Raw genomic sequence first — 10,944 nt, forward strand, 5'->3', positions numbered from 1 at the left:
GGATTCGTAAAATAGATCTTCCAGGCCCTTTGTGCTGCTCTGGGCGCTTTTTTTCATCGCCATCTCCATCTCCCACTTCGAGTTCACTGCGTCGCGGCATATGCGGCTCTAACAACCAAGGCCATCCGTTGTTCCTCGCCCTCAAAGACATCGTGGGAGCACGAGCAAGGACCCGTGGGGATTTCGCTCAGTTACGGCGGTCGGGGGCCGCCGCGCTGGAACGACCTCTTCAGAGCTTTGTGGGCAAGCTGTTGTGAGACCAGATCGCGCCGCCTTTTCGGCAAATTGCATGCCGCAATCGTCGCTCGGCTGCCTTTGCCGGTCTAAACGGGACCCGCCCGCGGCATGCCCGGATCGTTGAAGCGGATTTTTGAAAGGTGTGTCGCGGGTGAAGTAGATGATGCGCTGCCATCGGTTGGGACGATCGAGCGACGATTGCTTCTACCGGCCGCCTGACCGCCCTTTCGCTTGTTCATCGATCCTGCGGCCGGCGTTCTTGATAATCTTGAGTGCCTCGTCCTTGGTGAGGCCGCACTTTCGGGCAAAGTAGTTCGCTTCGATGGCCCGTTCGCGATCCGCCCGAGACTCGGTGTTCTGCTTGGCCTTCTTGCCCATCGACGCTATCGCCCCGATTATATCGCCTGCTGGTGATCGAGCACCCGCGCCGTGGGAGGGCCGACGCAGGGATCGGGTCATGCAGCTCCGCTGCCTGGCTCGAACTGCGGTTTGGCGCGATTGTTCCGAAATCGCAAACTCGCAAGAGGATGCCTGGCTCGGACTTGGCAGTGGCTTTCGGGGGCCTGTCATCCCATCGCGGTGACCTGCAGACAAAGGCAGAGCCTCAGCAGTTTTTCATCCCTGACCTCTATGAACAAATGCTGTCCATCGGACTCCTTCAGCGCGTCTCTCGCCAGGTCTTCAAGCCTTCCGCCCAGCGCGGCGCGCGTCTTCCAGCCCCGTACAATCGATACCCACTTTGCCCTCGACCACATGGTTTAAATAGCCACTGTCAAAGGAATATCTTGGCATCGGGGAGCTTCCGTCACTGCCTGAGTTCGGGATTCCCTTGGTGCAGGTAGGTCGTCTCGAAATCCCCTGCGCGGACAAGAGCTGGCCAGTTGAGAGCATGCACTCGCGCGCCCGATGTGGCGAGCAGGCGCTTGCGGCGCAGTCCCTGCAGCATTCTGTTCACGTGCATGGTCGACAGCCCCAAGGCGTCGCCAAGCGCCGCCTGCGTGATCGGAATTTCCGCTAGGTGGTCTTCGATGCGTCCCACCGAACGCAGCCGGTAGATCAGCTCACACAACATGTGAGCCATGCGCGCGAAGGCTTCGCGCCGTCCGACATTGGTGACCCATTCCCTGTAGATGGCGGCGTCGATAACCGTGGACCGCCAGAACGCTGTCGCGATGCTAGAGTGCTGTTCGCAGATGGCGCGCAGCGTGTCGTGCCGCATGAAGCCGACACGCGATGGCGTCAGAGTCGAGAAGGTGCAGTCCATCACCGAAAGATGTAGTCCGTGCAGATCCGGAATGTCGCCCGTCACGAAGAATGATGTGATCTGCCGCTTACCCTCGCCGGTATGCTTGGTGGAGCCGACCAGGCCGTCGATGAGGACAAACGAATGCGAAGGCCGGTCGCCCTCACGGACAAGATCATGATTGGGCTGGAATTCCTTCTCCTGGATCGGGATGCCTCTTAGGACCGCCAGATCGGACTCTCGGAGCTCAGAGATTCTCTGCAGCTTGCGAATAAGGACTTCCGAGGGTGAGGCTGGTGACAAGGGGGCCGACCTGGATACGTGTTGGGCCGAACTTTCAATCGCCTCGAATGTTCCTGACCCGGAGGGCATCGCAACTGATGCGGGGCGGCAAAACGAATCCGCGAGGTCCTGTTCCGGAACAAATCATCGACGATCCTGTTGGGAGCAGGATTGCAACCGAGACTCATTCCAAATGTGAAGGCATGATACAGACGAAAGGAAGCTGAAGATGTCTACGTCTTCCGACCGCGCCGTTCCCGGCGAAGGCAAGATCGAAACCGGCCCGAAAACATCTCCGCAACAGGATCCGGTGGAGGGGTCTCGCGAGACAATCGATCGCGAACTTGAGCGGACAGACGACGAAAAATTCCGACAAAGCGGAACTCGCGCCGCGACCTGCAAGACGAGGTGGTGGAAGAGACCGAGCTGCCCGAACGCGGCTCGGCATAATGGTTTGCCGAAACCTGCCACGCAGAGACATGGCAGGCTCGACCCGAGGCCGTATAACCTGGTTGTAGGGCCGGAAATCCGGACTCGCGCAACGGTCATCCAACAGAGGACCGGCCGACCTGTTCAGTTCGAATTGATGAGTGAAGGCGGCGGGACAGTGGATGACTACGCATTTCGATCCAAGGGCTCACATGAGCAATATGGCACGCATTCGCTGCCGTCGGACCAAAGCGGCGGGAAGGTTGCGGGTGCCGCCACCCTTGTTAACGCAAGCCACTTGAGTGTAAGAGGGCGCCCAAGCAGCACATTCGATTGGTGGAGGCCCGCTATGGCGACATCATCCGCGAAGAATTCGGCATCAGCCCCAACGCCCTCATCGGCGACGCAGCGCTCGTCATCGCAAGTTACCGAGATGCTGACGCCCTCCGAAGTGCAGTCGCTGCAGCAAGAGGCGATCGCCAACGGCGACTTCTTCAAAAAGGCTTACGAGAAGTACCGCCCGGTCAACAAAGCCAAGTAGCTCCGACCGGCTGGGGCGATATTGACGGCGGCCCCCAAAAGACGCGCCTAACCTCCGTTGAGCAGGACGAGAAGATCCGCGCCATCGTGCGCATGACGTCCGGTCTGGCCGACGTCACCTATCAGGAGCTTCATCTACCAAACGGTGCGCCTGAGTGGTCACGGCTCGGCGTGTAGTAACCGCCGCGGAGCTCGGATCCATCGTGCCGTGCTGGCGCTGGATAGCGCCAATCCGAAAGCGGCCTACCATGGGCGTTTCACCGCCTGCAGGCGCTGCTCCTGACGGATAGCGAGAAAGCCGTGCTCAAAGCCGAGCTTGTCTATTGCTGCAGGATCGGGCCATCACGCGCCTCAAGTTCCCAGGCTGCAATTTCAGCACGCGCCTGGAAAAACGTTCACCGCAAGAATTTTCACGTCAACAAAAGTCAACATAATTGTAACACCCCATGAAGTGGCGCCGTTTGCGCCTTAATTCATTCAAGAGAATTGTTGACGCACTCAACCAGGGTTTACATCTGTCCATTAAGGGCTGGGGTCGTTTGTTAAGCTTCGACGATTGCCAAGCCAATTTACGGATGTGTGTTTAGCTTTGTTATGAATCAGCCGCGGCTCTCCACCTCTCCCAACGATGCCGCTGCGCTTCGGCTATCCTATCCCTTCCTGCTTGGGACGTGGGGCCTGTGCTCAGTCCACCATGAAACCGACATCTGAGCTTTCCAGGCATAGCTGCGTTACTGCATTTCGTCCCCCTCCTGGTTTTAGCTCCGCATGTCTCCACGTAATCTTGGGTCAACTGGTTCTGTCCTCCATGATCGCCTTTCGCTCCAACGCGGGACAGGGCAGTTCGCCGCTGCGGCCAACTTTTTTCGGAATGGTTTAGATAAGATTCTTCATTTGGTTTTGTTGCCTTCCTGTCTCTGTCTCTGTCTCTGTCTCTGTCTCTGTGTCGATACCGTATCAAATGGGCACCGATAGGGTATCGATGAGGTATCGATAGGGTATGATAGGGCATCGGCAAGGATCGACAGGTTAGCTTGGCTGAGAGCATTTCAAATTTCTCTCGAGCCAGTCTTCCCAGCGCCTCGAACGATTCGAGTATCAGCAAGCCGCGGGTGCATTTGGACTACGCCCGGGTTCTTCTCTGGTTTTGCTGGGCAAAGCCGCTCAAGCTCAGATAGTGCCGCCCCACGAACTCGCTTGCTAACAATCATGTTAATTTGGCTTACCAAGCCAACCCGATGTTTTTCATTCATCGGCGGGTTATCTTTGAACCAGTCGATGATGAAATACTCTTCAGTTTTTGGATCGTAGATGACAAAACGATTTTTAATAAGGACATCACGAGCCAATGACAGCTCGTTTTCATCTAGACGGCTCTCCGCAATGGCATGAGGATCGGGGAGTTGACAGCAGCCCCCACTAGTTTGGTGCGGAGACGTAAGCAGGTAAAGGTAGAAAAGGTGGGTCTCCCGAGCGAGGTCCCTCGTGCGACGCGCCAACCATACCTGAGGGACTAATTTTGAGAATTTTCTCATAAGATTAGCCCTTCTTCTTGCTGGAAATCAGATTTTTGGGAACTGACGCTGCCGGTTTCTGGCGGTTAATTGCGCGGAGTTGCTGGGCATGCGTTTGGGCTCCTGCGCTTGCACGGATGGCATCGCGTTGCGCCGCCTTTGCGTTGAGCCATGCCTCGAATTCACTTTCGATCCATCCGATGGCGCGCTCGCCAATCTGGACAGGGGCTGGAAAGTCCCCCGTCGATACCATCTCGTAGATGGAGCTGCGCCCCAGTCCCGATCGGAATACCAGTTCCTTGAGTCTCACTATGCGTACGGCCATTCCATCTCTCCGGCGTTTAATGCGAACAGCCGGACGTTAGCGGACGGTCTCAGAAGAAATGGTTGCAGGTTAACAGTTAATTAATTTTCCCCACAAAACATAAGCAGTTGTTTTTGCCCGATATTATAGCTTTTAAGCAGCGAGCCCTTTCCTTCGCGATGCAGACGATTGAGAATTCGGTCGGCGGTTGTCACCCTGGCTAGCTCGGAAATTTGCTGATTCGAATGAGTGATTCGGCGGATGATCTGGACTTGCCAAACGCAGTTCTGCCGAAGTTAACGGTATACAAGCGAACGCGGCGCGGGGGCTTTCGATTCGACTGGCCTTTGAGGCGCTCTGAACGCGTGTGTGCAGTTACAACTGCGCCGGCTGCCTGGGCGCAAAATTTTCGCAGTCACTCTCGCTTGTGTTCCAGCGTCGGGCCGGCGCCGTCTTAGGGTTCGCCGGATGGGCGCTCGAAAGTTCAAACCTGCATTCCGCACTCAGGCGCGTCTGCTCGGTACCACCGTCGACGGCACCCCAGCCCTTATCAGCGAGACAGCCGGATCGCGATGGTGATCGGTTGGGACGAAAACGTCACGGTTCAAATTACAGCGGTTGAGAGATGTTTACGTTGCCAACTGTCCGCTTGAAGCGGAGTTTCTAACGCAAGGGGCACAACAATTTACGATTTCGCCCCAATGGATTCGCTATTCCGATTTCAGAGGCGAGCCGATGGTTTTGAGCTATCCGGGGACTCGCTTGCGAAATAGGGGGAGCCCGCCACCCTCTCGGCAGCGGCCGCCGCCGGGGCTGCCTGTGCAACAAAGGCCGTCGATCCGCGTTGGGGGTTGGTATCAGTGGAGCTTCGACAATGGATCCGGCAACCGCAGCAGTATTGCTTCTACTCTCTTGCAGCCCAGGCGAGGCTGCCGTTTGCAAGCTCATTGAAGCCGCGCCAACCACATATGCGTCGGTTGACGCGTGTCGGGCATCTCTGAAAGACAGGCTCGCAGGTGCGCCCAACGGGGAAATCGTCGGACGATGCCATCCTGTCGACGAGACCGTCACCGGCTCACTCCCCGCCGGCTACACCACCGTTGTTGTCACGCGGGGCGTTGGGAGCAAAGCCATCAGCAATAGCTACATCGTTCAACACAAAGAATAGAAAGGCCCGCCATCGTGAGGTAGCGGGCCAAATGCGACAGCGTGTCGTATTTTCAGGCGTTGCCGGCCGCGCGGAACGCCTTGATGTCCGCCGCCCTTTCGCGGTTCAGCAGTTCGCGAACAGGCTTCAGGATGTCCATCGCATAAACCAGCACATAGCCAATCGACCTAATGTCTTGATCTGAGCGGCGCGTCTCGACCGAGTGCCGCCATTTGCGAGGGTCGACGCCTTGCGGGCAGCCGTAGGGCTTCAGAACTGGCGTGTGGGCGTTCATGACACACCGCCTTTCGTGCGCCTTGCCAATCCTTTCCGCTCATGGCGAACATCACCGGGCTTGTCGGTCTCGACATGAGAAAGGATGATGGCCATCCCGTCCTTGATTTTATCGACATACATGATCCGAAGCGGTGCATCATAGCTTCGCCGGCCGCGAAACAGTGGTGTTCGGCATGTGGTTTGCTCCAAGTGGTGATAAAACCACCATATGAAGCCAGTTCTATGTCGCATGGGGCGTGCCTCAATTGGAGCACTCTTGACCTTGCCAAAGCGGCCGGCGTCGGAGGGAATACAGTCAATCGATTTGAAGCCGGCCAGGATGCTCGGGTCAGCAGTGTAGACAAGATGCGCACCGCACTAGAGGGGGCGGGGGTCGAGTTCATTCCGGAGAATGGGGGCGGTGCCGGTGTGAGGCTGAGGAAGTAAAATGATGATATCGATGCTGGAGAACGTCGCTAACTTTGGCACCGCCGTGTGCGGGGCGCTAGCAGCCTATTTCTGGTGGAAGGTAGCCATGGAAAATACCCCGGCCACGAAAAACCTCACCGCGGAAATGACGAATTTCGATTGGCTTACAAGGCCGCTCGCAGCGCAGGCCAGGAACAACAAGATGGGCGCAACATTTGCCTCGCTGGGGGCAGCCCTTCAGGTGGTGGTTGCCTTGCTCAAATTGGCGTCATTGCGTTTCCGCCAGATCGGCGCGATGTTTGCCTCGGGGAACTGTGGGGGAACTATGCGCAGCCGAGTTTTAGCTGCCGTTGTTGCGGTCATCGCCACAACGTCTATCGCGTTTGCTGATGCCGATACCATGGCTGGCATCAAGGCCGCCTGTACGGCCGATTGGCCGGGCGATTATTCGATGCAGGAATTCTGCATCAACAATCAGGTCGAGTCTTACAATCACCTCGTCCAGATCAACAGCGGGAACCAGAATGGCGACGAAAAGGCCATGCTAGTGAAGTGTCTCGGCGACTGGAAAACGGCGACTGGATCGGACTGGAGCATGGTGGAATTCTGCTACAAAGACCAGCACGAGGCATATGAACGGCTGAACGGAAAGTGAGAGCATACCTCACGCCCTGCGGGTGCGCCGCAGTTCAGCGGCTTCGGCCACCAGGTGGCGCAGATGGTTTTCGATCAGGATCAGGGTTGCCAGGGTGCCGCAGACGGTAGCGGCCACCAGAAAGCCGACCAATAGGCCGACGAGGATTCCGACGAAGCCGGCGCTCGCTCCCTGTTCGTGAAGCTTGTTCCAGCCGGCCGCACCTCCGCCAAGTGTGATGATTACCGCCATCCCTGCATTCAGCGTGGCCAACATGTCCGACAGTGCACGTGTCATCTGAAAATCCCCCAAGTAGAGGCCTACTTTAGCGTGCCACAGATGCCCGCCACCTCGCTGGCGGGGAGCCGCTTGCGAGCCGAAGCCAAACGCACAGACCGCGAGTATCTGGTCAATAACGGTCTTCGCCCCGTCAAAGCCGCCGATGCCCCAGCCCAACATCTCCCACCCTGGCGCCGTCCATTTCCTACTGAAATCGTCAAGCGCGCCCTTCCTAGGGAAGAGCTTTGCTGCCATCTTCGGCCGAGTGAAAACGGGGGGTATTTGGTTATGGGGACCGGCGGCAAATCGGTCAGGTTTCTTTTTGGAGGCACGATCGGATCAGGGATCCTTGCCTATTTGAGCTTTAAGGGACTCTGGCACGCTGCCTTGTTCGCGTTCCTGTATGCGATGCTGTACATGTCGATCGAGGAGGGGTTCGTCAGCGCGGTTGAAAAACTATCGACGAAGCCGCCGGCCGTAAATTGACTTCCCTGCACTTTGGCCAAAAGCTTCAACGCCCACTCAACATCTCCTTGTAGTTGCATGCTTCGCTGGTTATCCAGCTTCCATCTTGCTCGCAGGGGGGACGGTTGGAGCTAAACCATTTGGTGACGTCTGTCAGGGAGCGAGCCTGGTTCTGGCTCTCCTTCCCCTTTGTAAGATTTGGCTTCTTCTCACGTGAACGACGGCGACAACGCTTCCGCTTCCCGCGCCGCTGGCTAATGCCGCAACAGATTGTCAGCCTCGACCTCGACATGGTGGACGACGACGATCAGCCCAAATTAGATCGTAACTTGCTGGACTTGTTGGTAGCCAGACGAGATCACATAAAGGGCAATAGCAGCAGAATATCACTGTTCAATCTATCTCTGTCTGTCTTCCTACTAGCTACATATTTCAAAGTTGGCGCGGATGTGAGCGTGTTCGGGATATCGATTAAAGACTCTCCGGGTGTTCCTGAATTTTTGCTGGCTATCAACGCTACGATGGCCTTGTATATTTCCTCGCTGCAGGCGAACGTCGCCATCCTTGAGGGCGCGATTAGTCATCTAATCAGAAAAGTTTTCCCGATCGGAATATCGAACGTTGTGCGAGCAGCCCTCCTAACTGAAGGCACAATAGGCAAGTATTTCCCGATCAACGTGCCCCACCTTGTGTTCACAGACCTCCATAGGCGTCTGGGAAACTTGTTAGCATACTTCGCTTTACTAATAGGATTTGGAGTTGTTATTATAATAATTGCTTTCAACGTTGCCCTTATGGTCAGCATTTGGCGGGAATCCACGATCGGATTTTATAGCAAGCTCGCGGTTGCGTACGTCGCTGTTTGCGGGTGTTTCTCCTTCCTGTTCATGTTTTTGACAAGGCTGCCTACGAGTTTCACGGACTATTCGCTTTTGCATCGAATCCAAATCGCTGAGCAGTTGAACCCAAAACATGCCGAAGAAATTCGAACGAATGCGTATCGGGCATCGAATGAGGATCTCATGGAGCTGGAGCTTAGAGGTTTTATTAAACCACGCGCCTTCGATGGCAAATGACAGGTTTGCCCTGTTCTTGACGGGGGATACTCCGCGGCAGGCGGTCTAACCGGCCCCGTAGTGTTCCACCGGATGAACTCGACTTCTTTCCCGGCGATCTCCCGCACGGCCTTCAACAGCACCTCGTGCAGGACACACGTCTGCCGGTAGTGGTCGCAGTGTGGCGATATGAACGGTTTCACGATACTCAGGTGCAGCGCTTCCGCTGCCACCAGAAAGCGCTCGATTTCAGCCTGCGACAATTGCTTTGAGGGTTTTGATCTAGCCATGGTGACGAACTCCGTTGAGGGGATCGCCGCAACCAGAGGATTATATTCCCAATTATATACTTGAGAAAGTATCGGGAAATGTCCTATGATTCGAGCCGACAGGCCGGCACCGACAAAGCAGCGGAATTCAAACAGGAGCTAGTCCGTAGGATCATCGCTTGGGAGGGGAGCCCCGAACTTGCCACTGAGTTCGCCGAGGCTCTCTATGAGCTGTTCCTTCGTCACTATGCCGAAGGCAACTTGCCCAAACCAAGTGAGCATAAGCACTAGGCCGGCGCACTCCACGCCGGCTGCATAAAGCTCATCGAGGGTGAGCTTATGGTGTTCCCATTTCAGAGGATCGTCTTTGCTGTAGCGGTTGAGCGTTACGTTCTCTGCGCCTTCTGTCACCCATCCGCTGTGCAATGCCCAATGTCGTATGTCAGCAAGGCGAGTTGCGGTATCCAAAAGAGTTTCTAGCCAGCCTATATGTTCAGCCAACTCAGGTCGGTCGGCAAACGCCTTGCGAATGAACGTTCGCTTCCTCTTGAAGGCGTACGGTGGAGTCGGCTCGAACTTGTGCCCGCCGTGGTGGACGTGCAACTGCCTGACTATCCCGTCCAAGGTTGTTTCGACACCGGCCCAATTTTGCGCTAAATAGCCGATATACATGAACCAGCGTTTTTCGTCCTCAGGGAATGTATCCATGCCTGTCATTGATCAAAAATCCGAAGAGGAACGGTTCAACGGGACGCTCAAGCGGATGCTGAAGACGCCGCCAAAGCCGCATCAAGAACGACGCGACAAACAGGCCGAAGAAGCCCCCAAATCCGATACAAAGGGACTCGCAAAGAAAACAAAACAGTAGCATGGTGCAAGCAATCTTGGGGGGATTGCAAATGCAGCCATCGGTCCAATCCGCCGATAGGTAAGGCGCTTGCCTTCGATCATGGCAAGCAACTGGTCGTGGCGCTCGCTATCGGTGACGCCAAGAGCGGTGCGGCGATTGTAGCGGAAATCAAATTCCGACAGGTAGCGGTGCAGGTGAGCCTCGCCGCAATGCTGGTAGACTCCGACCATGCCGCGCTTGAAGACGGAGAACACGTTTTCAATGGTGTTCGTATGGACGATGCGGTCGGCTTCGTAGCGCACGTATTCGCCGCCAGTGTGCTTGACCGTAGCGTGGTCTGCGAACTCTTTTCCGGTGATCGGATAGAAGTTGGACTCGTCCAAGCGGGCCGGACGACTTGACGTCTTCCTTCATGGCTTCGCGGATGCGGTAAGCCATAAACCAGGCGGTCTTGTAGGTGACGCCAAGCATACGGTGTAGCTGGTGAGCGGACATGCCCTTCTTTGACGAAGCCATGAGGAACGTAGCCAGAAGCCACTTGTTCAAGGCGATTTTGGAACGCTCGAACACGGTGCCGACAGTGACGGTGAACTGTTCGCGGCATTCCATGCAGTTGTACAGGCCGGGGCGGTGAGCCTTGCCTTCCATCTTGGTGATGCGCTCAGAACGCGCGTTGCCGCAATGCGGGCAGTTAGGCCCATGCGGCCAACGCTGCGCTTCCAAATGGATGCGGGCGGCGTCGGCGTCTTGGAAGATTGGGCTGTCGAGTTTCATGGCTAAGTGCTCATACTTTGTCACGTATATAATTGGGATTATATTCCTCGCTTCGCTCTCTGTGGCAAGGGCTATTCGGGCAGACCTGACTCGTAATGCACAATCGCGTCGAGCACGGTTCATAGACGCTGCCGGTATGTTCCTCGATTTCCGCGCTGCCGATCCCGGCCGCCTTGGCGTCTTTGAATAGTTGCTCCATCGCCTCCGCGACTGAAAT

Annotated in this window: 11 protein-coding genes and 3 pseudogenes; 4 read left to right on the plus strand and 10 right to left on the minus strand. The window is 56.2% G+C overall.

All coding sequences use genetic code 11. The annotated features are described in order from the left end of the window. Positions 1-441: 441 nt before the first annotated feature. Entirely contained in the window at positions 442-615 is a 174-nt protein-coding gene (locus EOB59_RS31620; protein WP_128290072.1) for a hypothetical protein, read from the minus strand. Positions 616-1,042: 427 nt separating this feature from the next. Next, positions 1,043-1,852 carry a Crp/Fnr family transcriptional regulator gene (locus tag EOB59_RS31630; protein WP_245486843.1) on the minus strand — a complete coding sequence of 270 codons (810 nt, stop codon included), beginning with the start codon at positions 1,850-1,852 and terminating at the stop codon, positions 1,043-1,045. A gap of 672 nt (positions 1,853-2,524) precedes the next feature. Between EOB59_RS31630 and EOB59_RS35425 the strand changes: the two genes are divergently transcribed. Beyond that, positions 2,525-2,908: a hypothetical protein gene (locus EOB59_RS35425; protein WP_164895810.1), complete on the plus strand. Its 384-nt coding sequence runs from the start codon at positions 2,525-2,527 to the stop codon at positions 2,906-2,908. An 872-nt stretch (positions 2,909-3,780) separates the two neighbouring features. Here EOB59_RS35425 and EOB59_RS31645 read toward each other — a convergent pair. The 3 genes from EOB59_RS31645 to EOB59_RS31660 form a co-directional block, all read right to left on the minus strand. Then, the gene (locus EOB59_RS31645) at positions 3,781-4,080 is read right to left on the minus strand and encodes a hypothetical protein (protein ID WP_128290074.1); all 300 of its coding nucleotides are present in this window, start codon (positions 4,078-4,080) and stop codon (positions 3,781-3,783) included. A gap of 190 nt (positions 4,081-4,270) precedes the next feature. Then, positions 4,271-4,570, minus strand: coding sequence for an AlpA family transcriptional regulator (locus tag EOB59_RS31650; RefSeq protein WP_128290075.1), 300 nt, complete (start codon positions 4,568-4,570; stop codon positions 4,271-4,273). Between the two features lie 1,199 nt (positions 4,571-5,769). Next, complete coding sequence (locus EOB59_RS31660) at positions 5,770-5,991, minus strand: hypothetical protein (RefSeq protein ID WP_128290077.1); 222 nt, start codon at positions 5,989-5,991, stop codon at positions 5,770-5,772. A gap of 429 nt (positions 5,992-6,420) precedes the next feature. Here EOB59_RS31660 and EOB59_RS31670 point away from each other — a divergent pair, with 429 nt between their 5' ends. After that, the gene (locus EOB59_RS31670; protein WP_128290078.1) at positions 6,421-7,056 is read left to right on the plus strand and encodes a hypothetical protein; all 636 of its coding nucleotides are present in this window, start codon (positions 6,421-6,423) and stop codon (positions 7,054-7,056) included. Between the two features lie 9 nt (positions 7,057-7,065). Here EOB59_RS31670 and EOB59_RS31675 read toward each other — a convergent pair whose 3' ends face one another. Further along, on the minus strand, positions 7,066-7,332 hold the full coding sequence (locus EOB59_RS31675; protein ID WP_128290079.1) for a hypothetical protein: 267 nt from the start codon (positions 7,330-7,332) through the stop codon (positions 7,066-7,068). A gap of 42 nt (positions 7,333-7,374) precedes the next feature. Here EOB59_RS31675 and EOB59_RS31680 point away from each other — a divergent pair, with 42 nt between their 5' ends. Continuing rightward, positions 7,375-7,800, plus strand: a complete 426-nt coding sequence (locus tag EOB59_RS31680; RefSeq protein ID WP_128290080.1) for a hypothetical protein — start codon at positions 7,375-7,377, stop codon at positions 7,798-7,800. A 119-nt stretch (positions 7,801-7,919) separates the two neighbouring features. After that, positions 7,920-8,855 carry a hypothetical protein gene (locus EOB59_RS35430; protein WP_164895809.1) on the plus strand — a complete coding sequence of 312 codons (936 nt, stop codon included), beginning with the start codon at positions 7,920-7,922 and terminating at the stop codon, positions 8,853-8,855. 41 nt (positions 8,856-8,896) lie between these two features. Here EOB59_RS35430 and EOB59_RS36955 read toward each other — a convergent pair. The 4 genes and pseudogenes from EOB59_RS36955 to EOB59_RS31700 form a co-directional block, all read right to left on the minus strand. Next, positions 8,897-9,124 (minus strand): annotated as a pseudogene (locus tag EOB59_RS36955) (hypothetical protein); the annotation flags it as partial. Positions 9,125-9,262: 138 nt separating this feature from the next. After that, positions 9,263-9,820: a hypothetical protein gene (locus EOB59_RS31690; RefSeq protein ID WP_128290081.1), complete on the minus strand. Its 558-nt coding sequence runs from the start codon at positions 9,818-9,820 to the stop codon at positions 9,263-9,265. 195 nt (positions 9,821-10,015) lie between these two features. After that, positions 10,016-10,727 (minus strand): annotated as a pseudogene (locus tag EOB59_RS31695) (transposase); the annotation flags it as partial. Between the two features lie 10 nt (positions 10,728-10,737). After that, positions 10,738-10,944 (minus strand): annotated as a pseudogene (locus EOB59_RS31700) (hypothetical protein); the annotation flags it as partial.

Source organism: Mesorhizobium sp. M7A.F.Ca.MR.176.00.0.0, assembly GCF_004023165.1.
Classification (GTDB): Bacteria; Pseudomonadota; Alphaproteobacteria; order Rhizobiales; family Rhizobiaceae; genus Mesorhizobium.